The sequence below is a fragment of the Rhizobium sp. FKL33 genome, from assembly GCF_005222915.1.
Lineage (GTDB): Bacteria > Pseudomonadota > Alphaproteobacteria > Rhizobiales > Rhizobiaceae > Rhizobium_E.
This window is the reverse complement of record NZ_STFX01000009.1, coordinates 178,825-204,574: the sequence shown is the minus strand read 5'-3', so window position 1 is coordinate 204,574 and position 25,750 is coordinate 178,825. Positions and strand designations below refer to the sequence as shown.

The window sequence follows — 25,750 nt, the reverse complement described above, 5'->3', positions numbered from 1 at the left end:
CTCCTTTTAACTCTCAGTTCCTGACACCATCCCAGAGCGGTAGACTGATGATCGCAGACACCGCGATGAGCGCAAAGCAGATTCGGCGGAATACATCCTCGCGCGCGTAGCCGAAGCTGCGGGCGCCGAGATAGAGACCCAACCCGTAGACTGGACCCGTCATGATCGCCAGAGCAAACACCTGCAACACCAGAAGCTCGACCCACCAATAGCTGATGGCTGAAAAGACCGAGGAAATCGCAAAATAGAGAACGATATTGGCGCGCACTTGCGCGGCCTTGTGCTGTCCGCCGAGCCAATAGGTGACGACAGGCGGTCCCCCGAGCTGCGCCGCGCCGCTGAAGAAGCCGGCGATCGCGCCGACGCCAAGCGTAGCCGCCGCCACGGGTTCGGAACGATAGCGCCAGCCCGACAACAGCAGAAGCAGGAAACCGACCGCCGTGAGCGCGATGCCCCAGCGCGTCGCCAGCGGATCGAAATGCGTAAGCGCCATCACGCCGAGAGGCACAGCGACCAGGGCGCCGATCGACATCAGGCCGACGGCCTGTTTGTCGGCCTTGTGCAAGGCATCGGGGATCAGCGGAAAACTCGCGACGATATCGATCACCAGCAAGATCGGTCCCGCCATTCGGGGACCGACCACTGCGCTGGCAAGCGGCACGAAGATCAGCGCTGCGCCGAAACCGGAAAACCCACGCGCAAGCCCCGCGATGAAGGCCGCCAGCAGCAGTGGAACAAGAGTGGAAACGGGATAAAGACTGAAATTCATCTGGCGCGAATGCGATCGTAAAATTGCGCCGCAAAAACCACCTGCGGCCATTGCCTCTAAAAATCAAAAGGGCCGTCCGACGGACGACCCCCATGAGATTGGCCTGTATCTGGCCGGGCCGCAAGGGCCCTGGAACAAAGGATCAGAGCGAGGGCTGCCTCGCAGACGTCACGCTCACTTCCAAGCCATATACGAGCGCCGAATACTCATTAGACATTGGATCACCATCCTTTCTGTTTGTTGCCGATAGGGAAAAGGTATGCCGATTCACGAAGTTTGCAAGAGGGCCCAATGCACGAATTATTTCGCCCGATAACAAAACCGGATCAGACCGAGCCGTCCGAGGGAATGTTGAGCACCGTGCCGCAATGCTTGCAATGCACCGCATCCGCCTCATGCAGGAAGAGGCCGCATTGCGGACAGTCGAAGCGCACCTTGGAGGGCCGGAAGATCGTCTGGATCAGCCGGAGGAACAGCGACACGCCGAACACCATGATGATGATGGCGAGGATGCGGCCGGCGTCACCCACCAGCGTCACGTCGCCGAAGCCGGTGGTCGTCAGCGTCGTGACGGTGAAATAGAGCGCGTCGAGGAAATCGCCGATCTCGGGATTGATCCGCGCCTGGGTCACGAACACCAGTTCCGTCATGATGAACAGGAAGACGAAGAGGTTGACGCCGCTGAGGATCACATCCTCATGGCGGCGGAAGAACGGGAAGTCGGACCGGAGCTTGGCCTGCAGGCGATAGGAGCGCAGCAGCCTGAGAATGCGCAGGCTGCGCAGAAAGGCGAAGGCCGCGCCAAACAGCGGCGCAAACAGCGAGAAGATGACGATCACGTCGAGGATGTTGAGCGGCGACAACAGGAACTGCCGCTTGTTGCCCGCAATCCAGTAGCGCGCGACATAATCGAGCGCGACATAAAAACCGATCGCGACATCGACCCAGATCACCCAGGTCGAGCCGTAGAAGAAGGTGGTCACGACGAGCAAGATCATGGTGATCACGTCGACGGCGAGCAGCATGTAGCGGAAGCGATGCGCATCGCGCGAATTGGCTTCGTAAAGCGCCTGGATCCTGACCTTGAGCCGCATGAAAACTCCTCTTTGCTCAGGACATATAGCGGCTTGCGAAGATTTCGCCAGAGCCTGACGCGGCGCCGTGCCGAGGCATGGCCGCGACGCGACGCGACCGGACTGGCGTTGTCGACATCTCCGATCTACAACAGGATCATGACCTACGCCCTGCTGCTGATCGCCATCGTCGCGGAAGTGATCGCCACCTCCGCCCTCGCCAAATCCAACGGCTTCACGATCCTGGTTCCGAGCCTGGTGTCGGCGCTGGGCTATGCTTTCGCCTTTTATCTGCTGTCGCTGGTCACCAAGACCATGCCTGTCGGCATCGTCTACGCCGTCTGGTCCGGCGCGGGCATCGTGCTGGTGGCGCTGGCCGGCTGGCTGATCTTCGGCCAGAAACTCGATTTGCCCGCCTTGATCGGCCTCGCCATGATTATCGCCGGCGTGCTGATCATCAATCTCCTGTCGAAGACGGTCAGCCATTAGTCGAAAAAGACACGGAAATATCTAGATATATACTCATCATTGACGACGAATATCAAAAACGACGCCATATATTTCGCATATTGGTAACCTGAATTTAACGTAGATTTAAGCGAAGACTTCACACTATTTCCCGGACCGGCGATTGAGACCGCCGCCAAGCATGCCTCTGCGTCAGGCGATTTGTTCCGAGGAAATTATGTTGTCAGGATTTAGAAGCTTATCGTTTGGCCAATTGCTGACGGCGCTGGCGGTAATACCGCTGATCGCCGTCACATCGCTCGGCGGTCTCATGAGTTTGGCGAATTACGAAGCTTATCAACTCGACCTCAAGACGGTGAAGTTGCAGCAACTGGTCGACAGCGCAGGAAGTCTCGCCATCCTTGCGGCTGAGGAAGGCTCCGCCAAGGGACAGCAGCTTACCGACATCCGCCAGCAGGCCGATGCGACCTTTGCCGAGCTGCGCAGCCGCTATACGGAGGCCAGCCAGAGCGGTCTTTCCGACCCGAGCCTTGGGCGGACCATCGACGAGGTGGAAGCGCGCTTCCGCCAGATGCAGAGCGAATTTCGGCCGATGGTGGACGCCAATACGGCCGACCCAATGGCTGGCTTGCGCTACCTGGAGCCGGTAGCCCGTTTCAGTTCGGAAGTGGCCCGGCGCGTGAGCATCGTCACCGACGATCGCACGCTCGCCCGCTCCACCGCCAGCTATTACTCGCTCATTCAGCTGCATAGCAGCTATCAGATGCTTCGGCGTCTCGGCAGCGCCTACATCAAAGAGGGTGTTTTGACGCCCGCGAACTATGCGACCTTCACGCGCGCCAATACGCAAATCGCCCTGCATCTGCCGGCCTTTCGCGAAGCGGCCCCAGACTTCATCCGGGACCCTTACGATGCGTTCTGGGAAACGGAAGACGGCAAGCGCATCGATCGTTTCCGCGAGCTTATGGCGAAGAACGAGAAATTTACCGCCGGGCCGCAGGATCTGGATCTCTGGCACACGGCGATCAACGCGCGGCGGGTTCTTGTCGCGGATCTGCTGGCGCGCTTCCGGGCCGACATCAACGACGTGATGACGGCGAAAATCAATCATGATTTCCATGCCTTGCTGCGCATGCTGCTGATCCAGGGCGCACTTGCCCTCAGCATGGTGCTTCTGTCTATCTTCGTTGCGCGCACGCTGGCCTCCTTCATCAAGGACAGCGCACGGCGCATGACCACGCTCGCCGATGGCGACACCGACACTGCCATTCCGGGCGCCGGCCGCAAGGATGTCATCGGCGAAATGGCCAATGCCGTCACCATCTTCCGCGAACGCACGCTGAGAGCCCGCGAACTCGAGCGCGAGGCGGAAGAAAACCGCGAGCGGGCCGAGCGCGAGCGGGTCGAGATGCAGCGCCGCGCCGAGGCGGAAGCGGACGCCAGACTTCGGCAGGCCACAGGGTCGCTCGCCGCCGGTCTCAAGCGGCTTGCGGAGGGCGACCTGGTTTGCGAGATCAACGATCGTTTCGCTGAACAGTTCGAACCCTTGCGCGCGGACTTCAACCTCTCCGTCCGGCAGTTGCGAGACGCGCTGAGCGCAGTCGGCCGCACCGCCTCTTCCGTCAGCGCCGGAAGCGCGGAAGTGTCAAACGCATCGACCGACCTTTCCAAGCGCACCGAGCAGCAGGCCGCCTCTCTGGAGGAAACCGCAGCGGCGCTCGAGGAAATCACCTCCAATGTCACGGCGACGTCGAAGCGCACCCAGGAAGCCCGCGATGTCGCCCAGACCGCGCGGTCGACCGCCGGCCAATCGGGAACAGTGGTTCGCGACGCCGTCTCGGCAATGGAGCGGATCGAGAAATCGTCTCATCAGATCAACCAGATCATCGGCGTGATCGACGAGATCGCCTTCCAGACCAATCTGCTGGCGCTCAACGCCGGCGTCGAGGCGGCGCGCGCGGGCGAAGCCGGCAAGGGTTTCGCCGTCGTCGCCCAGGAAGTGCGCGAACTCGCCCAACGCTCCGCCAACGCCGCCAAAGAAATCAAGGCGTTGATCGCGAACTCCGCGGTCGCCGTCGGCGAAGGCGTGAAACTGGTCAATGAAACCGGCGTCGGTCTGTCTCAGATCGAAAAACTGGTGCAGTCGATCAATGCGCATATGGACGCCATCGCCACCGCCGCCCAGGAACAATCCACCGGCTTGGCCGAGGTCAACAGCGCCGTCAATCTGATGGACCATGCGACGCAACAGAATGCCGGCATGGTCGAGGAAATGAACGCCGCCGGCGTCTCCCTTGCCGATGAAAGCCGCCAGTTGCGCGATCTTCTGGCCCGCTTCCGCCTCGGCGACGAAGCGGCGGCGCTGCGCCAGACCGCGCAGGCAATGCGGGCGCACGAGCCGCAGCGGGCCGCGCCGCAACGCCCTGCCCGCGCGGTTCCACACGCGCCTCTGCCGAAAAAGGCGGCCAGCGGCGGCGCGAGCCCCAGGGACGACTGGGAAGAATTCTGACCATTTACGAAAGGGCGCCGCGGCGCCCTTTTCACATCTCCTTCCGCGCCGCGCGGCTTGCGCCCTGCCCTGGCATCGGGCAGAAGCTGCCGCGGCGGCATAGAGCCGCTGATCGGGAGGAGAGACGATGCAGGACGCGTCGAAACCGCCGCGCTGCGCCGGCAATGTGCATGCGATCGGCCGGGAAAAGTTGACCGCGCATGTCGCCATGCTGCTGTTCGCCGTGCTCATCGCCGGTTCATTCACCCTCGGCAAGGCTGCGACCGCCGTGATGCCGGGCTACGCCATCAACAGCCTGCGCTATGTGCTGGCCGTGGCGGTGATGGCGGGCGCTGGACTGTTTCTTCTCAAGGCGCCGCTCGCCTATCCCGGTCGTCCCTGGCGCTTTCTCATCCTCGGCCTGCTGATGGCCATCTATATGAGCACCATGTTCAAGGCGCTGGAATTCACCTCCGCCGTCTCGACCGGCGCCGTCTTCACCATGATGCCGCTGCTGAGCGCCGGCTTTTCCTGGCTGTTCCTGCGCCAGACGACGCGGCCCGGCGTGTTGATCAGTCTCGTTGTGGCGGCCGCCGGCGCTGTGTGGGTGGTGTTTCGCGGCGATCTCGGCGCACTCCTCGCCTTCGATGTCGGCCAGGGCGAGTTGATCTATTTCGTCGGCGTGATCTGCCACGCGGCCTATGCGCCGCTTCTGCGCAAATTCAATCGTGGCGAAGCCGCCTATCAGTTCGCCTTCTGGGCAGTCGCCGCCACCTGCCTCTGGCTGCTGCCGGTCGGCGCGCCCTCGCTGATGGCGGTGGATTTTGCAACGGTTCCTGCGATCGCCTTGATCGCTATCGCCTATCTCGCGGTGGTCACCACAATCATCACTTTCCTGCTCCTGCAATACGCATCGCTCCGGCTCCCCTCCTCCAAGGTGCTCGGCTACGGCTATCTGACGCCCAGTTTCATCATTCTTCAGCAGGGTCTGCTGGGCCACGGCTGGGTGAGCGCTTCAGTGATGGCGGGCGCGCTCGCAACCGCCTGCGGCCTGCTGATCATGGGCTTGCTGCCGGACTAAAGCTTGCATTATGTACTTATTCGAGTACAATATTTCCATGCGATCAACATCCTACAGCGACCTTCGGAAAAACCTAGCCGCCGTGCTCGACAGCGTGACCGACGACCGCGCCCCTGTGCTGATCACCCGGGATCGGGGCAAACCGGCGGCAGTGCTGATGTCCGTGGAAGACTTCGCGTCCTATGAGGAAACGGCCCATCTCCTCAAGAATCCGCGCAACGCTGAAAGGCTTCTTGAAGCCGTGCGGGATCTGGACGACGGCAAGGGCGAGGCGCGAGAACTCTCCGAGTGAAGCTGATCTTCCACGAACGCGCCTGGGAAGACTACCTCTACTGGCAGGCAACGGATGGAAAGACGCTCGCTCGGATCAATCTCCTGATCAAGGACGCCAGCCGCCAGCCCTTTCATGGTCTCGGCAAGCCGGAACCGTTGCGCGGCGCATTGAAAGGCTGGTGGTCTCGCCGCATTGATGCGGAGCATCGCCTCGTCTACCGCCCCAGCGAACAGGGCCTCCTCATCGCCCAGTGCCGACATCACTATTGAAGCGTCAGCCGCGAATGCTCAGCCCGCCCATGAACAATTGCTCGAGGAATCGGGCGGCGTCCTCGAAACGTCCGTCGCCATCCTTTTCCTGACCGAGCACGGCGCGGACCTGAACGTCGAAGTCGGCGTAATGCTGGGTGGTCGACCAGATCGAGAAGATCAGGTGATAGGGATCGCATTTGGCGATCTTGCCGGCCTTGGCCCAGGCCCTGATGACCTCGGCCTTTTCATCGACCAGTTCCTTGAGAGGCCCCTTGAGCTCGTCCTCGATCAGCGGCGCGCCGCGCAGAACTTCATTGGCGAACAGCCGGCTTTCGCGGGGATAATCGCGCGCCATTTCCAGCTTGCGGCGGATATAGGAGCGGATCTCGCTTTCCGGGTTGCCTTCCGCGTTGAAGGCCCGGAGCGGGTCGAGCCAGGTGTCGAGCACCCGCTCGATCAGCGCCCGGTGCATGGCTTCCTTGGTGCGGAAATAATAGAGCAGATTGGGTTTGGACATGCCGGCGACCTCGGCGATATGATCGATGGTCGCGCCCTTGAAGCCGTGCTGGGAAAAGACGTCGAGAGCCGCTTCGAGGATCTGCTCCTCTTTCTCTTCCTGTATTCGCGTCCGGCGCTGCGTCTGTGCGGCTCTGGGTATAGGCATCTATCGCGGCTCCCGCTCCTGGCTCCGTTTCCGGGTGGAGCATCGTGCTATTGATGAATTTTTGCGCCAACTTTTCAACCGAAAAAATTTTAGGCAGAACCTCGTTTTTCGGCTTGAGCGAAGCGCTGGAAGTTGTAATGTTTACCAAACGGTCAAATTATTGAACAAAAGGCAACTTCACGCAACTGTTCAATAATGGCGAACAAGAAAAACACACGCCAGACTGACCACGGGAACAATACGGAGCGGAACACCGCCCGCGAGAATGAGGCCTTCAGGCCGCGAGGGAGAATAATCGTGACTGCACCCGGCGAAAACATGCGCATCAACGGCGACCGCCTGTGGGATTCGCTGATGGAAATGGCCAAGATCGGCCCCGGCGTGTCCGGCGGCAACAATCGCCAGACCTTGACGGATGAAGACGGCGAAGGCCGCCATCTCTTCAAGCGCTGGTGCGATGAAGCGGGCCTCACCATGGGCGTCGACAAGATGGGCACGATGTTCATGACGCGGCCGGGAACCGATCCCGACGCCCTGCCCGTCTATGTCGGCAGCCATCTCGACACCCAGCCGACCGGCGGCAAATATGACGGCGTGCTCGGCGTGCTCGCCGGCCTCGAAGTCGTCAGGTCCATGAACGATCTCGGCATCAAGACGAAGCACCCCATCGTCGTGACCAACTGGGCCAATGAGGAAGGCGCCCGCTTTGCGCCCGCCATGCTCGCTTCCGGCGTGTTCGCCGGCGTCCATACGCTGGAGCATGCCTATGGCCGCAAGGATCTCGACGGCCTGACCTATGGCGACGAGCTCAAGCGTATCGGCTGGCTGGGCGAGGAAGAGGTCGGCGCGCGCAAGATGCACGCCTATTTCGAATATCATATCGAACAAGGCCCGCTTCTCGAGGCCGAAAACAAGCAGATCGGCGTCGTCACCCATTGCCAGGGTCTGTGGTGGCTGGAATTCACGCTGACCGGCAAGGAGGCCCATACCGGCTCGACTCCGATGAGCCATCGCGTCAATGCCGGCCTCGCCATGGCCCGGATCATGGAAATGGTCCAGACGGTGGCGATGGATAACCAGCCGGGCTGCGTAGGCGGCGTCGGTCAGGTCAAGTTCTCGCCCAATTCCCGCAATGTGCTGCCGGGCACGGTGATCTTCACCGTCGACATCCGCTCGCCAGACCAGACCAAGCTCGACGGCATGCGCGCCCGGATCGAGAAGGAAGCCGCCGAGATCTGCGCAGCCCTCGGCGTCGGCTATTCGGTCGAGGCAGTCGGCCATTTCGATCCCGTCACCTTTGATCCGACACTGGTCGCCTCGGTGCGCAAGGCGGCGGAAGATCTCGGCTACAGCCATATGGACATCATCTCCGGCGCCGGCCACGACGCCTGCTGGGCCGCCAAGGTCGCGCCCGCCACGATGATCTTCTGCCCCTGCGTCGACGGCCTCAGCCATAACGAAGCCGAGGAAATCTCCAAGGACTGGGCCGCCGCCGGCGCCGATGTGCTGCTGCGCGCGGTCGTGGAGACGGCGGGGATTGTGGAGTGAGGGATGACCGACGTCCGGTCTGACCGCAGCATCAACTGGCATATGGGCCGGCCGGATGAAACTGGCCCATTCCCGACACCGATGGTCGAAAGAATTTGCCGCGCTCAAAGCAAACCCATTGCCCTTGTCGATGCTCATGAAATCAGACTGCTCGTCAGCCAGGAGATTGCGCTCGAATACTCTGTGCCCATGGCCATCGACATTCTCAGGCAGACGCCGCTTGTCAGCGCGGGCCACTACGACGGAGATCTTCTTGCCGCTTGCCTGGGCGTCAAGGTCGAACATTGGAGAGAATCTAGGTCGGACCATCAACGGCTGCGGGATCTGCTCGCAAACCTGAAGACGAACGACAAAAACATCAACGCGCGGATCGATGACTTCCTGATCATGGATATTGCGCAAGCTGGTCAAAAACGCAGAAAAACCAAATCCAAGGGAAGAGCATCATGACCACCACAGTCATCAAGAACGGCACGATCGTCACCGCCGACCTGACCTACAAGGCCGACGTCAAGATCGAGGGCGGCGTGATCATTGAGATCGGCCAGAACCTTTCGGGCGACAAGACTCTCGACGCGACGGGTTGCTACGTCATGCCCGGCGGCATCGATCCGCATGTGCATCTCGAAATGCCGTTCATGGGCACCTATTCCGCCGATGATTTCGAAAGCGGCACGCGCGCAGGCCTTGCCGGCGGCACGACCATGGTGGTGGATTTCTGCCTGCCGGCACCGGATCAGTCGCTGCTCGAAGCCCTGACGATGTGGGACAACAAGACCTCGCGGGCCAATGCCGATTATTCCTTCCATATGGCGATCACCGGCTGGAACGAGCGCATCTTCGACGAGATGAAGACGATCGTCCAGGACAAGGGCATCAACACCTTCAAGCATTTCATGGCCTACAAGGGCGCGCTGATGGTGAATGACGACGAGATGTTCGCCTCCTTCCAGCGCTGCGCCGAACTCGGCGCGCTGCCGCTGGTGCATGCCGAAAACGGCGACGTCGTCGCCTCCATGACCGCCAAGCTGCTCGCCGAAGGCAATAACGGTCCCGAGGCGCATGCCTATTCCCGCCCGCCCGAGGTCGAAGGCGAAGCGACCAACCGCGCCATCATGCTGGCCGACATGGCCGGCGTGCCGCTCTATGTCGTGCACACCTCCTGCGAACAGGCGCATGAAGCCATCCGCCGCGCCCGGCAGAAGGGCATGCGCGTCTATGGCGAGCCGCTGATCCAGCATCTGACGCTCGACGAGAGCGAATATTTCGACAAGGATTGGGACCACGCCGCCCGCCGCGTGATGAGCCCGCCCTTCCGCTCCAAGGCGCATCAGGACAGCCTCTGGGCCGGCCTGCAGTCCGGCTCGCTGTCCTGCGTCGCCACCGACCACTGCGCCTTCACAACCGAGCAGAAGCGCTTCGGCGTCGGCAATTTCGCCAAGATACCGAACGGCACCGGCGGCCTTGAAGACCGCCTGCCGATGCTCTGGACCCACGGCGTCGCCACCGGCCGCCTGACCATGAACGAATTTGTGGCGGTGACCTCGACCAACATCGCCAAGATCCTCAACATCTATCCGAAGAAGGGCGCAATCCTGGTTGGCGCCGACGCCGACATCGTCGTCTGGGACCCCAAGCGCTCCAAGGTCATTTCGGCCCAGACCCAGCAATCGGCCATCGACTACAATGTCTTCGAAGGCAAGCAAGTCACCGGCCTGCCGCGCTTCACCCTGACGCGCGGCGAAGTGGCGATCGAGGAAGCGACCGTGAAGACCCGCGAGGGCCACGGCCAGTTCGTCAAACGCGAACCCTTCACGGCGGTGAACAAGGCGCTGTCGACCTGGAAAGAGCTGGTTGCGCCGCGCAAGGTGGAGCGTACGGGCATTCCCGCGACGGGGGTGTAAGACGCAATGCTGTTGGGCTTGGCGAAGATCGGCGGCGCCATCTCCCCCACAAGGGGGGAGAATGGGCGGCGTGCGCTCTTAATCCGCCAACCTCTCCAACTCCGGCAACAACACCACGCTCTCCTGCTCATTGGGGTCCGTCCGCGCAATGACCGCCGAGCAGCTTTCCGTCTTGGACCGGTTGACCGGCAGATGCGGCATGCCGGCGGGGATGTAGAACATGTCGCCGGCCTTGGTGATGACGCGGTGTTCGAGATTGGGGCCGTAGAAGCATTCGACTTCGCCGGACAGCACGAAGATCGCCGTCTCATGGCCTTCATGCATATGGGCCTTGGCGCGGCCGCCCGGCGGCACGGTCAAGAGCATCATCGCGATGCCCTGCGCGCCCGCCGACTCCTTGGAAATACCCTCGAGATAGGAAAAGCCCTGCTTGCCGTCATAGGGGACGGCGGGGCGGATCAGCTTGCAATCGGGCGCGGGGGATGATGACATAATCCGAAACTCCATCGAACCAAGACAAGGCGGATCAACCGCCAGGGGAGAATAATCATGATACTGGGTGAACATGTCCACTTCTAAAACACCTGTGGTGACGGCGCGCGACCTCGGCCTGGTCTTTCCGACCAATGACGGGCCCGTGACCGCGCTGACCGGCGTCAATCTCGACGTGAACAAGGGCGATTTCGTCTCCTTCATCGGGCCTTCGGGTTGCGGCAAGACGACATTCCTGCGCGTGATCGCCGATCTCGAAAAGCCGACATCAGGCTCAATCCTCATCAACGGCATGACGCCTGAAAACGCCCGCAAGAGCAGGGCTTACGGCTATGTGTTCCAGGCCGCAGCGCTCTATCCCTGGCGGACCATCGAAGAGAATATCGCCCTGCCGCTTGAAATCATGGGCTACGCCAAATCGGAGCAGAAGCAACGCATCGAACGCACGCTCGATCTCGTCAATCTCTCGGGCTTCGGCAAGAAATATCCCTGGCAGCTCTCGGGCGGCATGCAGCAGCGCGCTTCGATCGCCCGCGCGCTGGCCTTCGACGCAGATCTCCTGCTGATGGACGAGCCCTTCGGCGCGCTCGACGAGATCGTGCGCGACCATCTCAACGAACAGCTCCTGAAGCTCTGGGACCGCACCAACAAGACGATCTGCTTCGTCACCCATTCCATTCCGGAAGCCGTCTATCTCTCCACCAAGATCGTGGTGATGAGCCCGCGCCCCGGCCGTGTGACCGACGTCATCGAATCCACGCTTCCCCGGGAACGTCCGCTCGACATTCGTGAGACGCCGGAATTCCTCGAAATCGCCCATCGCGTCCGCGAAGGCCTGCGTGCGGGGCATTCCTATGACGAATAGTTGCTGTGCGACCTCTGGACGGAGGACCAGCCGATGAAAACGGGCTTTATCCTCTGGCTCGCCATTTCCGCGGTGATCTTCGTCGGCGCGGTCACCGCCTCGCGCACCTATGTAGCGACGACAAACTGGCTGTGGGTTCTCCTGTCGATGAGCCTCTACATCATCGGCAACCTGATCATGCTCCGGCTGATGCGCGAGGGCGGGCTGGGGCTCGCCGTGTCGATCTCGGCGATCGCGCAGCTGATCCTCGCCAATATCATCGCCTTCCTGGTCTTCAACGAACGCCTGACCGGCGTGCAGACCGCGGGCCTGGCGCTCGGCCTTGTAGCCATGACGCTGATGATGTGGCCGACAAAGGCGGTGACGCCATGATCTGGCTGCGCGACAAAGTTTTTCCCGTGCTGACCGTGGTCGCCGCGCTGATCGCACTCTGGCTCGTCTTCGTGGTGGTGCTGAACGCGCCTTTCGAACGCAGCCAGGCCGCCAGCGCCGGAACCGAGATCGGCTTCTCCGAACTGGTCGCGAAAACCTTCACGCAGGAACGACCTGTTCTCCCCTCCCCGCACCAGGTGCTGGCGGAATGGTGGAAGACCACCTTCGAAATGAAGCCGACCTCCAAGCGCAGCCTCGTCTATCACGCCTGGATCACCATTTCGGCGACGTTGGCCGGCTTCGGCATGGGAACCGCGCTCGGCGTGGCGCTGGCCGTCGGCATCGTTCACAATCGCGCCATGGATCGCTCGCTGATGCCCTGGGTGATCGCCAGCCAGACCATTCCGGTGCTGGCGATCGCGCCGATGATCATCGTCGTACTCAATGCCGTCGGCATTTCCGGCCTCTTGCCGAAAGCGCTGATCTCCACCTATCTCAGCTTCTTCCCCGTCGTCGTCGGCATGGTCAAAGGCCTGCGTTCGCCCGAGCAGATCCAGCTCGACCTGATGCACACCTATAACGCCAGCACCGCGCAGACGCTCGTCAAGCTGCGCTGGCCGGCCTCGGTGCCCTATCTCTTCGCCTCGCTGAAAGTGGCGATCGCCGCCGCTCTCGTGGGCGCCATCGTCGGCGAACTGCCGACCGGCGCGGTCGAAGGTCTCGGCGCGCGGCTGCTGTCCGGCTCCTATTACGGCCAGACGGCGCAGATCTGGGCCGCGCTGTTCATGGCCTCAGCCGTCGCCGCCGGCCTCGTGGCTCTGGTGGGAGTGTTGGAGAAACTGACGATGAAAGCTATGGGCGCAAAACCGGAGGGCGCGCGCTGATGAACCTGTCGCTCGTTGTCTTCGGTATCGTTTTCTGGATCGCCGCCTGGGCGTTCAACGCCTGGCTCACGAAACAGACGTTCTCGAGCCCGGCCCTGTCGCGCGCCGCCAATCTCTCGGTGCCGGCGCTGTTCGGGATCACGCTCCTGGTGCTGTGGGAATGCCTCACGCGCGGCTTCAACGTGCCCCCGGTGCTTCTGCCGCCGCCCTCGATGATCTGGGCGCGGCTGATCTCCTCCCTGCCGATCCTCTGGGCGGATGTGCAGCAGACCTTCTTCAAGGCCGTGCTGGCGGGCTATGTCATGGGCTGCGGCCTGGGCTTCCTGGCTGCGATCCTGATCGACCGCTCGCCCTTCCTGGAACGCGGCTTCCTGCCGCTCGGCAATTTCGTCTCGGCGCTTCCGATCGTCGGCGTCGCCCCGATCATGGTCATGTGGTTCGGCTTCGACTGGCAATCCAAGGCGGCGGTTGTGGTGATCATGACCTTCTTCCCGATGCTGATCAACACGCTGGCCGGGTTGAAGGCGTCCTCGTCGATCGAACGCGACCTGATGCACACCTATGCCGCCGACTGGCGCAACACGCTGCTGAAGTTGCGCCTGCCCGCCGCCTGGCCGTTCATCTTCAATGCGCTGAAGATCAATTCGACGCTGGCGCTGATCGGGGCCATCGTGGCGGAGTTCTTCGGCACGCCGATCGTCGGCATGGGCTTCCGCATTTCGACCGAAGTCGGGCGTATGAATATCGACATGGTCTGGGCCGAGATTGCCGTTGCGGCGCTGGTCGGCTCACTGTTTTATGGTCTCGTCGCCTTTTTCGAGCGGCGGGTCACATTCTGGCATCCGTCTGTCCGTGGTGGGCAGGCGTAATATAAAGAGGGAACAAAACACCATGAAAAAGACGATTGCACTTCTGATGACCGCGAGCGCGCTCACGCTTGGCGCGCTTTCGGCCCAGGCCGCCGACAAGGTGACGCTGCAGCTGAAATGGGTGACGCAGGCCCAGTTTGCCGGCTATTACGTGGCCAAGGACAAGGGCTTCTACAAGGAAGAAGATCTCGATGTCGACATCAAGCCGGGCGGTCCCGATATCGCTCCCGCTCAGGTGATCGCAGGCGGCGGCGCCGATGTGGTCGTCGACTGGATGCCGTCGGCTCTCGCCACTCGCGAAAAAGGCGTGGCCCTCGTCAACATCGCCCAGCCCTTCAAGCATTCCGGCCTGATGCTGACCTGCTCCAAGGATTCCGGCATCAAGACCCCGGCCGACTTCAAGGGCAAGACCATCGGCGTCTGGTTCTACGGCAACGAATATCCCTTCCTCACCTGGATGGGCAAGCTCGGCATCAAGACCGACGGCGGCCCGGAAGGCATCACCGTCCTGAAGCAGGGCTTCAACGTCGACCCGCTCTTGCAGAAGCAGGCCCAGTGCATCTCCACCATGACCTATAACGAGTATCACCAGATCCTCGAAGCAGGCGTGAAGGCCGACGACCTCATCACCTTCAAGTATGAAGACCAGGGCGTCTCGACCCTCGAAGACGGCCTCTATGTGCTGGAAGACAAGCTGAAGGACGAGGCTTTCAAAGCCAAGATGGTCAAGTTCGTCCGCGCCTCGATGAAGGGCTGGAAATACGCCGAAGAGCATCCGGATGAAGCCGCCGACATCGTGCTCGAAAACGACGCCTCGGGCGCCCAGACCGAGCAGCACCAGAAGACCATGATGTCGGAAGTCGCCAAGCTGACCGCCGGCTCCAATGGCGCCCTCGATCCGGCCGACTACGAGCGCACCGTCGCCACCCTGCTCGCCGGCGGCTCGGACCCGGTGATTACCAAGAAGCCGGAAGGCGCCTACACGCTCGACATCACCAACGAAGCGCTGAAGTAAGTTAATCCGTCTGACACATACCGAAAGGCGCCGGACACGGCGCCTTTTTTTGTTGGCCGGCGTTCCGGACGACAATCCCCGATTCGAATACGAAAAAACCCGGAGCAGGAGCCCCGGGTCTGATGGTCTGAAAACGTGAAGCCGAAGCTTACTTGTTTTCGAGGTAGGTGTACTTGCCGTCGGCGCCCTTCTGCCAGGTGTACATCGTGTAGTCCGGACGGGTGATGTCGCCCTTGGAGTCGAAACCGATGTCGCCGATGACGGTCTTGAACGGACCCTTGGCCTTGGCGGTTTCAGCGACCGTCTGCGGGTCGTTGTTGCCGGCAGCCTTAGCGGCTTCTGCAATGATCTGCAGAGCAGCATAGGAGTACAGCGTGTAGGCTTCGGGCTCGAAACCGGCGTCGCGGAACTTCTTGACGGCCTCAGCAGCGTTCGGGTTGTTGCGCGGATCCGGCGGGAAGGTCATCAGCGTGCCGTTGACGGCGTCGCCGGCGATCGAAGCCAGTTCGTTGGAGGTGATGCCGTCGCCCGACATCATGGTTGCCTTCAGGCCCTGGTCGGCCATCTGGCGAAGGATGAGGCCGGCTTCGGTGTGCAGACCGCCGAAGTAGACGACGGAAACGCCGGCTTCCTTCATCTTTGCGATGAGGGCCGAGTAGTCCTTTTCGCCGGGCGTGATGCCTTCGTAGAGAACTTCGGTGATGCCGAGGCCGTTCATGGCTTTCTTGGTTTCGTCCGCAAGGCCCTGGCCGTACGGGGTCTTGTCGTGCACGACGGCGACCTTGGCGTCCTTGAAGTGGTCGGAGATGTATTTGCCGGCCACAGCGCCCTGCTGGTCGTCACGGCCGCAGGTGCGGAAGGTGTTCCACAGGCCGCGCTCGGTGAACTTCGGGTTGGTGGAAGCGGGGGTGATCTGCATGATGCCGTTTTCGGCGTAAACTTCGGAAGCCGGGATGGAAACGCCCGAGTTGAAGTGGCCGATTACGAACTTCACGCCGTCACCGACGAACTTGTTGGCGACGGAAATACCCTGCTTCGGGTCGGAGACGTCGTCGCCGAGCACGATCTTGACCTGCTCGCCGTTGATGCCGCCGGCCGCATTGATGTCGGCAGCCGCCTGCTCGGCGCCCTTCTGGAGCTGTGCGCCGAAAGCGGCGTTCGGTCCGGTGAGCGGTCCGGCCACGCCGATCAGCAGATCGGCCCAGGCGTTGCCGCCGAAGGCCACCATGGCCGTCAGGGCCACGGCGGAGAGAAGCATCTTCTTCATCTTTAACTCCCAATATTTGAGGCGGTTGGTTCCTGTTTGCCCCCGTCGCCCGCCTATCGCGCCAAGGGTTGTTTTCCCCGATCCGCTATGTGTTCACAGCGAATGGAAACTTGTCAAACGCTCTTTTTCTTCCAGCCGAACGGACCGGATTTCTCGTAGAGCCAGTAGTATTTCGTCGCCATCTGTCCGGCGCGGGTGTGGCGAAAACCGAGGATCGCCACCACCATCAGATAGACCGTGTCCACCACGTAATATTGCAGCGTGAACATGGTGCCGTCATACAGCGCATGATGGATGAAGCGAACGCCGACGCCGAGCAACAACGTGTAGATCACGACATGAGGCCAGATGCCGCCCCAATTATCGGCAACGCCCTTGCCGGTGCGCCAGGCGGTCCAGCCGCCGATCAGAATGGTCACCAGGAAGAACTCCCAGATGATCGGTTCTTCGTAGAGAATACCTTGCATTTTCAAAGCTCCCTCGAGCGTGAGAGTATCCGATTGCGCGCGGCGCGCAAGATGCTCTCCGCCCTGTTCTACTTAATGATGACCGCCTTCAAGATAGGCTGCGCGCACTTCTGGATTGGCGAGAAGTTCCTGGCCGGAACCGCTCATCGTCACCAGCCCGTTGACCATCACATAACCGCGATGGGCGAGGCGAAGCGCGGCAAAGGCGTTCTGCTCGACGAGGAAGACGGTGAGGCCTTCGGTCTTGTTGAGCTTGCCGATCGCCTCGAAGATCTGCTTGGAGATCAGCGGCGCAAGACCGAGCGACGGCTCGTCGAGAAGCAGGAGCTTCGGTCGCGCCATCAGCGCGCGTCCTATGGACAGCATCTGCTGCTCGCCGCCCGAAAGCGTGCCGCCGCGCTGATGCTGACGCTCTTCGAGGCGCGGGAAAAGCGCGAAGATCCGCTTCACGTCATCATCGAAATACTTCTGATTGTCGAGCGACGCGCCCATCTGCAGATTTTCGAACACGGTCATCCGCGGGAAGATGCGGCGACCTTCGGGCGACTGCGCGATGCGCAGCCGGGCGATTTCGTGGGTCTGCATGCGGGTGATGTCGCGACCGTCGAAAATCACCCGACCGCTGCGGGCCTGCGGGCTGCCGCAGATCGTCATCATCAGCGTCGACTTGCCGGCGCCGTTGGCGCCGATCAGCGTGACGATTTCGCCGGGATTCGCCGTGACGGTGACGCCGCCGAGCGCGCGGATATTTCCGTAATAGGTCTCGACATTCTCGACCTGGAGAAGAGGCTGGGACATCAGACAACGCCTCCTGCGATTTTGGCGGCTTCTTCTTCGTCGTCGACGCCGAGATAGGCGGCGATGACCTTGGGATCGGATTTCACATGCGCAGGCGTGCCGTCGGAAATCTTGCGGCCATATTCGAGCACCACGACATGGTCGGAGATTTCCATGACCACCGACATGTCATGCTCGATGAGCAGGATCGATGTCGCGCTTTCCTTACGGATGGAGCGCAAGAGCGTATTCAGCGCTAGCGACTCCTTCGGGTTGAGACCGGCGGCCGGCTCGTCCAGGCAAAGAAGCTTGGGACCCGTGCACATGGCGCGGGCGATCTCCAGCCGGCGCTGCGCGCCATAGGGCAAATCCCCGGCGGGGTCGTCGGCGCGCTCGGTCAGATCGGCCTTGTCCAGCCAGTAGCGGGCGAGTTCGATCGATTCCTTGGAGGCTTCCTTGTAGCCGCCGAGGCCCAGAAGGCCGAGGATCGTGAAGCCCGAGGCCTTCATCAGCTTGTTGTGCTGCGCGACCAGCAGGTTCTCGAGAACCGTCAGACCCGAGAAGAGCCGGATGTTCTGGAAAGTGCGGGCGACCTTGGCTTTCGCGGTGATGCGGAAATCCGGCATCTGCTCGAGCTGGTAGGTCTTCTCCTGGCCGTGATTGAGCCGGATCATCCCCATCGTCGGCTTGTAGAAGCCGGTGATGCAGTTGAACACGGTGGTCTTGCCGGCGCCGTTGGGGCCGATCAACGCGGTGATCTCGCCTTCATAGCAGTTGAACGACAGGTCGTTGATGGCCATCAGGCCGCCGAACTTCATTGAGAGATGCTCGACTTCGAGCAGGGGTGTCTTTTCCATTGTCATCGCTCCCGCCTCAGCCATGGCCTTCCTTGGTGAAACTGCCCGAGACATTCTTGCGCTCGAACAGGAAGGCGGTCGGTTCGCGGCTGCCCACGAAGCCGCGCGGCTTCCACACCATGATCACCACCATCGCTAGGCCGAAAATCAGCATGCGATAGAGTTCCGGGGTGAAGTCGGGGCCGAACACCAGCTTCAGGAACTCCATGTTGCGCAGGAGTTCGGTGCCGCCCACCATCGCGACTGCGGCGACCGCGATGCCGACCAGCGAACCCATGCCGCCGAGAACAACGATCGCGAGAATGATCGCCGATTCCAGGAAGACGAAGGATTCGGGCGACACGAAGCCCTGACGCACGGCGAAGAAGGAGCCGGCGAAGCCGCCGAACATCGCGCCGATGGCGAAGGCCGTCAGCTTGGTGTTGGTGGTGTTGATGCCGAGCGAGCGGCAGGCGATTTCATCTTCGCGCAACGCTTCCCAGGCGCGACCGATCGGCATGCGGCGCAGGCGGATCGTCACATAGGCGGTGAGCAGGCAAAGCGCCAGGATGAGATAGAATAGGAAGATCTTGTAATAGACGGAGGACATCGGCAGCGCGAAGGACTTGGCGAAGTTGTTCGCCGCGCCGACGTCGAAGGACCAGATGCCGAAGATCGACGCTTTGGGAATGCCGGAAATGCCGGCGGAACCGTTGGTGACTTCCTTCCAGTTGATCAGCACCAGTCGGATGATTTCCCCGAAGGCCAGCGTCACGATGGCGAGGTAATCGCCCTTGAGACGCAAGACCGGGAAGCCGAGAATGACGCCCCAGAATGCGGCGAGAATACCGGCCAGCGGCAGCAGGATCCAGAAGGAGAAGCCGAAATGCTGCGACAGCAGCGCATAGGAGTATGCGCCGACAGCATAGAAGGCCACATAGCCCAGATCGAGCAGACCGGCGAGACCGACGACGATATTGAGGCCCCAGCCGAGCATCACATAGATCAGAATCTGGATGCCGAAGTTGTCGACCCACTTCAGCGAGCCCTGCAGACCGAAGATGCCGACGCAGAGAGCCGGATAGATCAGCAGGAAGGCGAGGCCGATCTTGCTGAAGTTATTGACGAAAAATTTCCAGGCAGCCACGGGGCCGGAGACCGGATCGCCCTCGACATAGGCCGGCGCAGCGTCCTTGGCGGCCTTTTTGGCGGCAAGCCAGGGATTGATCACGGTGATCATCGCGAACCGGACCACCATCACCAGCCCCACGGTGAAGGCGAGCTTCACCCAATGGGTGACGATGATCAGTTCGTTGTGGATATTCTGGGTGGATTCGAGCCCGATGAACAGCAGGAAGAGGCCGAAAGCCACCACGCCGGCGAAAATGGATTCGCGCAGGGCTCGGGCAGTCAGAGATGCTCCGGCCGCCTGATTGTTTGCTGATTGATTTTGCATGGATGTCAGACCTTTTCGACTTCAGGACGACCCATCAGGCCAGACGGCTTGAAGATCAGCACGATGGCGAGGATCGAGAAGGTCGCAACGTCCTTGTAGTCGATGCTGAAATAGGCCGACCACAGGGATTCGATGAGACCGATCAGCAATCCGCCCAGCACCGCGCCCGGAAGCGAGCCGATGCCGCCGAGAACCGCGGCCGTGAAAGCCTTGACCCCCGGAATGAAGCCGTCGGCGAAGGAGATGACGCCGTAATACATCAGATACATCGCGCCGGCGACCGCAGCGAGCGCCGCGCCCATCACGAAGGTGATCGAAATGGTCCGGTCGACATTGATGCCGAGCAGAGCGGCCATCTTGCGGTCTTGCTCGGTGGCGCGCTGGGCGCGGCCGAGCGCAGTGTGATTGACCAGATACCAGAAGCCGGTCAACAGCACCGCAGTCAGTATGACGATGACGATCTGCTTGAGCGACAGCGACACGCCGCCGAATGTGTAGACATCGGTGATCATGCCCGGGATCGCCTTGTTGCGCGGGCCCTGGGTGACCTGAACGAAGTTCGAGATCAGGATCGACATGCCGATCGCGGTGATCAGCGGCGCAAGCCGGAACGAGCCGCGCAGCGGACGATAGGCGATCTTTTCGATCGTCCAGTTCCACAGGCTGGTGACCGCCATGGCCACGATGATCATGATGAGAAGGGCCACAGCCACCGGCACGCCGGCGATCGCGCCGGTCAACACCAGGAACACGATCAGCGCGACGAAGCCGCCGAGCATGAAGATATCGCCATGGGCAAAATTGACCATGCCGATAATGCCGTAAACCATGGTGTAGCCGATGGCGATGAGGCCATAGATAGAGCCAAGCGTCAGCCCGTTTAGGAGCTGCTGGATAAAATATTCCATCCGTCTCTTTTCCCCTGCATGCAGTCGTTGGAGCGCTGCTGCTTCTGTTCTTAGGAAAGGCCGCGAGTGGAACGGCCTTTCCAAAAACCCATAGCGTTTTCGCTTGAAATGTGAAGACTCAAAGTGCGGTTTTCAGCAGCTCGCGGGTTCAAATTCGGAATTTGACCACAATTTATGCATATTGAGGTTTTTTTAGGCGCATTTTGCAACCGTAGTAAGCGCCGCATTCCAGCCTCTTCACCGGCATTTTCGCCGTCGACGTGTAAAAAAGCGCAAGGGTCAGCCGAATTTAACAAAATTCAAGGTTGCGCTCAGCGCAGCGACGCCGATCGAAATACGAATCGCCCGGCGGAGATGGTCGCCGGGCGATAAAACGGGACAATTCGTTTCAGGATGGAGCGCCGCCTCAGCCGCGCATGATCGCGCCGTCGGCGTCGAAGAGAGCAACGGCCTGAAGCCTTGCCGGCAGCATGTCGCCGAGCAGTTCGATCTGCCATCCGTCGGCGTCGTCGGCGATCTCCTTCGGAACGTAACCGACCGCGACCGACAGGCCCGGGCCATGCGCATAGCCGCCGGAGGTGACCCAGCCCTTGACCTCCCCCTTGTGCCAGATCGGCTCGTCTCCAACGACGTCGGCGTCCTTAGCCTCGATGATGAAAGTGCGCAGACGGAGCGTCCCGCCCTCTTCCTTCTCCCTGGCGGCCGCAGCCTTGCCGATGAAGTCCACGTCCTTCTTGAGCGCGATGAAGCGGCCGAGTTCGGCTTCGTAAGGACCGTAGAGCGGACGGTATTCACGCGACCAGCTGCCATAGGCCTTCTCAAGCCGGAGCGAATTGAGCGCGCGCAGCCCGAACAGGCCGATGCCGAATTCCTCGCCGGCTTCGAGGATCTTCTCGAAGATATAGCGCTGATATTCGGGTTTCATCCAGATCTCGTAGCCGAGGTCGCCGGTATAGGAGACGCGGCCGACAATGGCCGGCGCCATGCCGATATCCATCTTGCGGATCGCCATGAACGGGAAGGCGTCAGTGGACATGTCGAGATGGGTGAGCTTGGCGATGAGTTCGCGCGACTTCGGTCCTGCGATGGCTAGGCCCGCGAGGCCGAGGCCGATCGCTTCGAAACGCACCGAACCGTCCTCGGGCAGATGGCTCTCGAACCAGCGCATGTGATAGTTCTCGGCGACGCCGGAGCCGATCAGCAGGAAGTCGTCCTCGCCCATCGTCGCCAGCGTGAAGTCGCCGATCAGCTTGCCGTCATGCTTCAGCATCGGCGCGAGCGTCATCTTGCCGAGCGCCGGGATGCGGCAGGCGAGCAGACGGTCGAGATAGGCGCGGGCGCCCTTGCCGGTGATCTTGTATTTGGCGAAGCCCGATGTCTCCATCATGCCGACGCTCTCGCGCACGGTCTTCACTTCGCGGGCGACATGCTCGAAATCGGTCGAGCGGCGCCAGGAGAACGTGTCCTCGACGCCCGCGGGCGCGAACCATAGCGGCTGTTCGAGGCCGTAATACTGACCGAACACCGCGCCCATGCCCGTGAGCCGGTCGTAGATCGGCGTGGTCTGCAGGGGGCGACCGGCCGGCAGCTCCTCATTGGGGAAGCGGATCGAGAAGCGGCGGGAATAGCCTTCGCGCACCTTGGCGTTGGTATAGGCCATCGTGGCGTAGTCGCCATAGCGCGACACGTCCATCGCAAAGACGTCGAAGCCGGGATCGCCGTTCATAATCCAGTTGGCCAGCGCGAGGCCGACGCCGCCGCCCTGGCTGAAGCCGGCCATGACGGCGCAGGCCGACCAGAAATTCTTGAGGCCGCGGATCGGGCCGACCAGCGGATTGGCGTCCGGCGAGAAGGTGAAGGGCCCGTTGATGACCTTGCGGATGCCGGCATTGTTGAAGGCCGGGAAGTGGCGGAAGCCGACTTCCAATTCTCCGGTGATGCGGTCGAGATCTTCGCCCAGCAGTTCATGGCCGAAATTCCACGGCGTGGTGATCGGCGACCACGGACGGCAGTCCTTCTCATAGGTGCCCATCAGCATGCCGCCGCGCTCCTGGCGGATATAGATCTCGCCGTCGAAATCGACGCAATGGACGATTTCCTTGCCGGTGGCGGCGTTGAACTCGGCGACTTCCGGCATGTCTTCGGTGATGAGATACATATGCTCCATGGCGAGCACGGGCAGTTCGAGGCCCACCATGCGGCCGACTTCACGCGCCCAGAGACCGGCGGCGTTGACGACATGTTCGGCGATGATCTCGCCCTTGTCGGTGATCACGCGCCAGGCGCCGTCCTCGCGCTGCACGAGATCCTCGACCTTGGTGTGCAGATAGATCTCGGCGCCATTCTTCTTGGCCGACTTGGCGTAGGCATGCGTAGTGCCATAGGGGTCGAGATGGCCCTCGACCGGGTCGTAGAGAGCGCCGACGAACTGGTCGGGATCCATCAGCGGCATGAATTCCATCGCTTCGCGCGGCGTCAAGAGTTCGGTGTCCAGCCCGCCGTAACGACCCTTGGCCTGGATCGTCTTCAGCCAGTCGAAGCGGTCCTTGGTGGCGGCCAGCATCAGGCCCGAGGTCATATGCAGGCCGACGTCCTGGCCGGAATATTCCTCAATCTCCTTATAGAGCTCGACCGTGTATTTCTGCAGCTTGGCGACGTTCGGATCGCCATTGATCGTGTGCATGCCGCCGGCGGCGTGCCAGGTCGAGCCGGAGGTCAGTTCGGACCGCTCCAGCAGGACGACATCGGTCCAGCCGAATTTGGTGAGGTGATAGAGGACCGAACATCCGACGACGCCGCCGCCGATTACGACGACCCTGGCATGGCTCTTCATGGCATAGCTCCGCTCCCGGAAAGAGCGGACACGCTCTCCCGGCTATAGATAACCGATTGATTGGAAAAGGCTTTCCATTTCTGCGTCACCCGCCGGCCAACGCCCGGAACCGCCTTCAGTTCACAGTCAAAACACTATTTCCGAAGATGCGCATTTCTTGTCGCTCAGGCGAAAACAATTTGTCTATTTGCGCCAAAATGCGTCAGGCCGCCGGTTGTGCGGCGAGCAGAGGGCCAAGCAACAGAGCCATCGTCGCCTGCGCATGCCGGCGAAGTTCTTCCATCTCGACCTTCCGATCCCGCGAGGAAATCAGCGACTTGATCTGAACGGAGCCGATGACCGCGCCAACGACCATCTCCGCCAGGAGGTCCGGCTCGACATGCCGCGGGGCGAGATGACGGAGCCGATCGGCGAGATAGGTCTCGGTTCGTGCGATGCAATCTTCCTGAAAGCGCGCGGCAAGCTCGGGATATTGCGCGGATTCCGCGATGACCAGTCTGGTCAGCAGCATCTGTCGCGGCGTGAGGATGTATTGCCCCATGTCCATCAGCAGGCGATGCAGCGCCTCGCCCTCGTCCTGGTCTTCGCCCTCGCCCGTTTGCCACGGCAGGCGCGGACTTTCATGCGTGTCGATCAAGGCTGAGAATACCGAGGCCTTGTCGGGAAAGAAGCGATACAGCGTTTTCTTGGCCATGCCGCAGGCGCGGGCGATCTCCTCCATGGTCGCTGCGCCATAGCCGGACACGGCGAACACGCTCTCGGCAGCCTCGAGGATCAACCTGACCCTTTCCGCCTCCGGCATGGCCGGCGCGCGCGCCGCCCTCCCCTGTTCCGACATAGGTCCTCCACGGAAATTTCACTTGACTAAAGGAAACGAATTCGTTTCCTATCCACCCAAAGGAAACGATATCGTTTCCAAGTCCCATGTTCAAGCCCCGCTCCGGAGACCGACGTTGAAGAAGACCATGCTGCCGCTCGCCATCGTATTGGGCTCGCTGAGCGCGACCGGCCCGCTGGGCACGGACATGTATCTCGGCGCCTTGCCGGCCATGGCCGCCGATCTCGGCTCCACCAGCGCCAATCTGCAAATGACGGTGATGAGTTTTTTTGCGGGTTTCACCATCGGCCAGATGTTTTATGGACCGATCTCCGACAAGGTCGGCCGCAAGCCGGTGATTTTCGTCGCCATCGCCATTTACCTGCTGGCGTCGCTGGGCTGCATGTTCGCCGCCAGCGCGGAGCAGTTGATCGCGCTGCGCTTCGTCCAGGGTCTCGGCGGCTCGATCGGCATGGTGATCGGCGCCGCCATCATCCGCGATCTCTATACCGGACACGAAGCGGCCAAGCTGATGAGCATCGTGGTGCTGGTGATGGGCGTGGCCCCAATCCTTGCGCCGCTGGCCGGCAGTCTCATCCTCGAAATCGCCGACTGGCGGGTTATCTTTGCGGTTCTGGCGATCTTCGCCGTCTATTGCTGCGTGCTGGTCGCCACAGTGCTTCCCGAAACGCGGATGGCCGAATTGCGCGCCAGCGCCAAACTCTCCCAAGCGACCAAATGGTATGGCCATCTGCTCATAAGCAAGGCCTTCATTCCCTATGCGGGGGCGCTGGCCTTGGTTCAGGGCGGCTTCTTCGCCTATATCGGCGGCTCGCCCTTTGTGCTGATCGATGTTTACGGCCTGTCGCCGCTCGCCTACGCCGTCGTTTTCGCCGCCAATTCGATCGGCCTCGGCATTGGCGCGCAGGTTTCGGTTCGCCTCCTCAAGACCTATGGCCCCCGGAAGGTGGTGAAAGCCGCAGCCTCGCTCTATGCGCTGTCGGCGTCCTTGCTGCTCGTCAGCCAAGTCTCGGGCCTGCACAGCCTGCCCGTGGTCTGTGCGCTGTTTTTCGTGATGGTCGCTTCGCTCGGCGCCATCATGCCGTCTTGCAACACCATGGCCATGGAAGCGCATGGCGCCATCGCCGGAACGGCCGCCGCGCTGATGGGAGCCCTCGGCTTCGGCGCCGGCGCTCTGGGCACATTTCTCGTCGGAGCCTTTGCGGACGGCACGCCGCTGCCGCTTTATCTGACCATCACCGTCTTTGCGTTGGCCGGGATGACGACCGTCTGGACAAGTTTCGGCGAAAGCGGCGCCCCGAAGATTGAAGCCGCAAAAGCGGGATGAAGCAAAAGCAAGACCGGCGCGAGA

The 25,750-nt window shown here is 61.5% G+C and carries 26 protein-coding genes; 14 read left to right on the top strand and 12 right to left on the bottom strand.

Going from position 1 to position 25,750, the window contains the following annotated elements; translation table 11 throughout:
- Positions 1-13 precede the first annotated feature (13 nt).
- Together E8Q41_RS07095 and E8Q41_RS07090 are read right to left on the bottom strand one after the other, a co-directional pair.
- Positions 14-769, bottom strand: a complete 756-nt coding sequence (locus E8Q41_RS07095; protein WP_246660111.1) for a sulfite exporter TauE/SafE family protein — start codon at positions 767-769, stop codon at positions 14-16.
- Positions 770-1,095: 326 nt separating this feature from the next.
- Positions 1,096-1,863 carry an ion channel gene (locus E8Q41_RS07090; RefSeq protein ID WP_170976392.1) on the bottom strand — a complete coding sequence of 256 codons (768 nt, stop codon included), beginning with the start codon at positions 1,861-1,863 and terminating at the stop codon, positions 1,096-1,098.
- A gap of 138 nt (positions 1,864-2,001) precedes the next feature.
- On the opposite strand from E8Q41_RS07090, the gene E8Q41_RS07085 reads away from it, so the two are divergent.
- From E8Q41_RS07085 to E8Q41_RS07065, 5 genes are all read left to right on the top strand, one after another.
- On the top strand, positions 2,002-2,331 hold the full coding sequence (locus E8Q41_RS07085; RefSeq protein WP_137154927.1) for an SMR family transporter: 330 nt from the start codon (positions 2,002-2,004) through the stop codon (positions 2,329-2,331).
- Positions 2,332-2,530: 199 nt separating this feature from the next.
- Positions 2,531-4,819 (top strand): methyl-accepting chemotaxis protein, encoded by a 2,289-nt coding sequence (locus tag E8Q41_RS07080; protein WP_246660110.1) that lies wholly within the window; start codon positions 2,531-2,533, stop codon positions 4,817-4,819.
- Positions 4,820-4,946: 127 nt separating this feature from the next.
- Positions 4,947-5,879 carry a DMT family transporter gene (locus E8Q41_RS07075; protein ID WP_246660109.1) on the top strand — a complete coding sequence of 311 codons (933 nt, stop codon included), beginning with the start codon at positions 4,947-4,949 and terminating at the stop codon, positions 5,877-5,879.
- A 37-nt stretch (positions 5,880-5,916) separates the two neighbouring features.
- Positions 5,917-6,171: a type II toxin-antitoxin system prevent-host-death family antitoxin gene (locus tag E8Q41_RS07070; protein WP_137154810.1), complete on the top strand. Its 255-nt coding sequence runs from the start codon at positions 5,917-5,919 to the stop codon at positions 6,169-6,171.
- Positions 6,168-6,422 (top strand): Txe/YoeB family addiction module toxin, encoded by a 255-nt coding sequence (locus E8Q41_RS07065; RefSeq protein ID WP_137154809.1) that lies wholly within the window; start codon positions 6,168-6,170, stop codon positions 6,420-6,422. The genes E8Q41_RS07070 and E8Q41_RS07065 overlap by 4 nt, the downstream gene beginning before the upstream one ends.
- Positions 6,423-6,426: 4 nt before the next feature.
- Here E8Q41_RS07065 and E8Q41_RS07060 read toward each other — a convergent pair whose 3' ends face one another.
- On the bottom strand, positions 6,427-7,068 hold the full coding sequence (locus E8Q41_RS07060) for a TetR family transcriptional regulator C-terminal domain-containing protein (protein WP_137154808.1): 642 nt from the start codon (positions 7,066-7,068) through the stop codon (positions 6,427-6,429).
- A 297-nt stretch (positions 7,069-7,365) separates the two neighbouring features.
- Here E8Q41_RS07060 and E8Q41_RS07055 point away from each other — a divergent pair, with 297 nt between their 5' ends.
- The 3 genes from E8Q41_RS07055 to hydA are packed head-to-tail and all read left to right on the top strand — an operon-like array spanning position 7,366 to position 10,520.
- Entirely contained in the window at positions 7,366-8,616 is a 1,251-nt protein-coding gene (locus E8Q41_RS07055; RefSeq protein ID WP_137154807.1) for a Zn-dependent hydrolase, read from the top strand.
- A 3-nt stretch (positions 8,617-8,619) separates the two neighbouring features.
- Positions 8,620-9,066, top strand: coding sequence for a contact-dependent growth inhibition system immunity protein (locus E8Q41_RS07050; RefSeq protein WP_137154806.1), 447 nt, complete (start codon positions 8,620-8,622; stop codon positions 9,064-9,066).
- Positions 9,063-10,520, top strand: a complete 1,458-nt coding sequence (hydA, locus tag E8Q41_RS07045; RefSeq protein ID WP_137154805.1) for a dihydropyrimidinase — start codon at positions 9,063-9,065, stop codon at positions 10,518-10,520. The genes E8Q41_RS07050 and hydA overlap by 4 nt, the downstream gene beginning before the upstream one ends.
- A 78-nt stretch (positions 10,521-10,598) precedes the next feature.
- On the opposite strand, the gene E8Q41_RS07040 is transcribed toward hydA, so the two are convergent.
- Positions 10,599-11,012, bottom strand: a complete 414-nt coding sequence (locus E8Q41_RS07040) for a cupin domain-containing protein (protein WP_137154804.1) — start codon at positions 11,010-11,012, stop codon at positions 10,599-10,601.
- A 73-nt stretch (positions 11,013-11,085) separates the two neighbouring features.
- On the opposite strand from E8Q41_RS07040, the gene E8Q41_RS07035 reads away from it, so the two are divergent.
- The 5 genes from E8Q41_RS07035 to E8Q41_RS07015 are packed head-to-tail and all read left to right on the top strand — an operon-like array spanning position 11,086 to position 15,017.
- Positions 11,086-11,877: an ABC transporter ATP-binding protein gene (locus E8Q41_RS07035; RefSeq protein WP_137154803.1), complete on the top strand. Its 792-nt coding sequence runs from the start codon at positions 11,086-11,088 to the stop codon at positions 11,875-11,877.
- Positions 11,878-11,910: 33 nt separating this feature from the next.
- Complete coding sequence (locus tag E8Q41_RS07030; RefSeq protein WP_137154802.1) at positions 11,911-12,249, top strand: hypothetical protein; 339 nt, start codon at positions 11,911-11,913, stop codon at positions 12,247-12,249.
- Complete coding sequence (locus E8Q41_RS07025; protein WP_137154801.1) at positions 12,246-13,133, top strand: ABC transporter permease; 888 nt, start codon at positions 12,246-12,248, stop codon at positions 13,131-13,133. The genes E8Q41_RS07030 and E8Q41_RS07025 overlap by 4 nt, the downstream gene beginning before the upstream one ends.
- Positions 13,133-14,002, top strand: a complete 870-nt coding sequence (locus E8Q41_RS07020; RefSeq protein ID WP_137154800.1) for an ABC transporter permease — start codon at positions 13,133-13,135, stop codon at positions 14,000-14,002. Before E8Q41_RS07025 ends, E8Q41_RS07020 begins: the two co-directional genes overlap by 1 nt.
- Before the next feature lie 22 nt (positions 14,003-14,024).
- Positions 14,025-15,017: an ABC transporter substrate-binding protein gene (locus E8Q41_RS07015; RefSeq protein ID WP_137154799.1), complete on the top strand. Its 993-nt coding sequence runs from the start codon at positions 14,025-14,027 to the stop codon at positions 15,015-15,017.
- Between the two features lie 148 nt (positions 15,018-15,165).
- Here the strand turns inward: E8Q41_RS07015 and E8Q41_RS07010 are convergent, their stop codons facing one another.
- From E8Q41_RS07010 to E8Q41_RS06975, 8 genes are all read right to left on the bottom strand, one after another.
- Positions 15,166-16,284 (bottom strand): branched-chain amino acid ABC transporter substrate-binding protein, encoded by a 1,119-nt coding sequence (locus tag E8Q41_RS07010; protein WP_137154798.1) that lies wholly within the window; start codon positions 16,282-16,284, stop codon positions 15,166-15,168.
- 113 nt (positions 16,285-16,397) lie between these two features.
- Positions 16,398-16,751 (bottom strand): DUF6867 family protein, encoded by a 354-nt coding sequence (locus tag E8Q41_RS07005; protein ID WP_137154797.1) that lies wholly within the window; start codon positions 16,749-16,751, stop codon positions 16,398-16,400.
- 72 nt (positions 16,752-16,823) lie between these two features.
- Positions 16,824-17,549, bottom strand: a complete 726-nt coding sequence (locus tag E8Q41_RS07000) for an ABC transporter ATP-binding protein (RefSeq protein WP_170976391.1) — start codon at positions 17,547-17,549, stop codon at positions 16,824-16,826.
- On the bottom strand, positions 17,549-18,385 hold the full coding sequence (locus E8Q41_RS06995) for an ABC transporter ATP-binding protein (RefSeq protein WP_246660108.1): 837 nt from the start codon (positions 18,383-18,385) through the stop codon (positions 17,549-17,551). Before E8Q41_RS06995 ends, E8Q41_RS07000 begins: the two co-directional genes overlap by 1 nt.
- Before the next feature lie 16 nt (positions 18,386-18,401).
- Positions 18,402-19,820 carry a high-affinity branched-chain amino acid ABC transporter permease LivM gene (livM, locus tag E8Q41_RS06990; RefSeq protein WP_137154794.1) on the bottom strand — a complete coding sequence of 473 codons (1,419 nt, stop codon included), beginning with the start codon at positions 19,818-19,820 and terminating at the stop codon, positions 18,402-18,404.
- A gap of 5 nt (positions 19,821-19,825) precedes the next feature.
- On the bottom strand, positions 19,826-20,728 hold the full coding sequence (locus tag E8Q41_RS06985) for a branched-chain amino acid ABC transporter permease LivH (protein WP_137154793.1): 903 nt from the start codon (positions 20,726-20,728) through the stop codon (positions 19,826-19,828).
- A gap of 406 nt (positions 20,729-21,134) precedes the next feature.
- A complete protein-coding gene (locus E8Q41_RS06980; RefSeq protein WP_137154792.1) occupies positions 21,135-23,561 on the bottom strand; it encodes an FAD-dependent oxidoreductase in 2,427 nt (808 codons plus the stop codon).
- A gap of 202 nt (positions 23,562-23,763) precedes the next feature.
- Positions 23,764-24,399, bottom strand: coding sequence for a TetR/AcrR family transcriptional regulator (locus E8Q41_RS06975; protein ID WP_137154791.1), 636 nt, complete (start codon positions 24,397-24,399; stop codon positions 23,764-23,766).
- 115 nt (positions 24,400-24,514) lie between these two features.
- Between E8Q41_RS06975 and E8Q41_RS06970 the strand changes: the two genes are divergently transcribed.
- The gene (locus E8Q41_RS06970; RefSeq protein WP_246660107.1) at positions 24,515-25,726 is read left to right on the top strand and encodes a multidrug effflux MFS transporter; all 1,212 of its coding nucleotides are present in this window, start codon (positions 24,515-24,517) and stop codon (positions 25,724-25,726) included.
- The last annotated feature ends 24 nt before the right edge of the window (positions 25,727-25,750 follow it).

Excerpts from the sequence above, each read along its gene's own strand:
- E8Q41_RS07035 (WP_137154803.1), top strand. The coding sequence starts at position 11,086 with ATGTCCACTTCTAAAACACCTGTGGTGACGGCGCGCGACCTCGGCCTG.
- E8Q41_RS07020 (WP_137154800.1), top strand. The coding sequence starts at position 13,133 with ATGAACCTGTCGCTCGTTGTCTTCGGTATCGTTTTCTGGATCGCCGCC.
- E8Q41_RS07015 (WP_137154799.1), top strand. The coding sequence starts at position 14,025 with ATGAAAAAGACGATTGCACTTCTGATGACCGCGAGCGCGCTCACGCTT.
- E8Q41_RS06975 (WP_137154791.1), bottom strand. The coding sequence starts at position 24,399 with ATGTCGGAACAGGGGAGGGCGGCGCGCGCGCCGGCCATGCCGGAGGCG.
- E8Q41_RS07010 (WP_137154798.1), bottom strand. The coding sequence starts at position 16,284 with ATGAAGAAGATGCTTCTCTCCGCCGTGGCCCTGACGGCCATGGTGGCC.
- hydA (WP_137154805.1), top strand. The coding sequence starts at position 9,063 with ATGACCACCACAGTCATCAAGAACGGCACGATCGTCACCGCCGACCTG.
- E8Q41_RS06985 (WP_137154793.1), bottom strand. The coding sequence starts at position 20,728 with ATGGAATATTTTATCCAGCAGCTCCTAAACGGGCTGACGCTTGGCTCT.
- E8Q41_RS07000 (WP_170976391.1), bottom strand. The coding sequence starts at position 17,549 with ATGTCCCAGCCTCTTCTCCAGGTCGAGAATGTCGAGACCTATTACGGA.
- E8Q41_RS06995 (WP_246660108.1), bottom strand. The coding sequence starts at position 18,385 with ATGGAAAAGACACCCCTGCTCGAAGTCGAGCATCTCTCAATGAAGTTC.
- E8Q41_RS07095 (WP_246660111.1), bottom strand. The coding sequence starts at position 769 with ATGAATTTCAGTCTTTATCCCGTTTCCACTCTTGTTCCACTGCTGCTG.
- E8Q41_RS07075 (WP_246660109.1), top strand. The coding sequence starts at position 4,947 with ATGCAGGACGCGTCGAAACCGCCGCGCTGCGCCGGCAATGTGCATGCG.
- E8Q41_RS07040 (WP_137154804.1), bottom strand. The coding sequence starts at position 11,012 with ATGTCATCATCCCCCGCGCCCGATTGCAAGCTGATCCGCCCCGCCGTC.
- E8Q41_RS07060 (WP_137154808.1), bottom strand. The coding sequence starts at position 7,068 with ATGCCTATACCCAGAGCCGCACAGACGCAGCGCCGGACGCGAATACAG.
- E8Q41_RS07090 (WP_170976392.1), bottom strand. The coding sequence starts at position 1,863 with ATGCGGCTCAAGGTCAGGATCCAGGCGCTTTACGAAGCCAATTCGCGC.
- livM (WP_137154794.1), bottom strand. The coding sequence starts at position 19,820 with ATGCAAAATCAATCAGCAAACAATCAGGCGGCCGGAGCATCTCTGACT.
- E8Q41_RS07030 (WP_137154802.1), top strand. The coding sequence starts at position 11,911 with ATGAAAACGGGCTTTATCCTCTGGCTCGCCATTTCCGCGGTGATCTTC.
- E8Q41_RS07070 (WP_137154810.1), top strand. The coding sequence starts at position 5,917 with ATGCGATCAACATCCTACAGCGACCTTCGGAAAAACCTAGCCGCCGTG.
- E8Q41_RS07085 (WP_137154927.1), top strand. The coding sequence starts at position 2,002 with ATGACCTACGCCCTGCTGCTGATCGCCATCGTCGCGGAAGTGATCGCC.
- E8Q41_RS07005 (WP_137154797.1), bottom strand. The coding sequence starts at position 16,751 with ATGCAAGGTATTCTCTACGAAGAACCGATCATCTGGGAGTTCTTCCTG.
- E8Q41_RS06980 (WP_137154792.1), bottom strand. The coding sequence starts at position 23,561 with ATGAAGAGCCATGCCAGGGTCGTCGTAATCGGCGGCGGCGTCGTCGGA.
- E8Q41_RS07050 (WP_137154806.1), top strand. The coding sequence starts at position 8,620 with ATGACCGACGTCCGGTCTGACCGCAGCATCAACTGGCATATGGGCCGG.
- E8Q41_RS07025 (WP_137154801.1), top strand. The coding sequence starts at position 12,246 with ATGATCTGGCTGCGCGACAAAGTTTTTCCCGTGCTGACCGTGGTCGCC.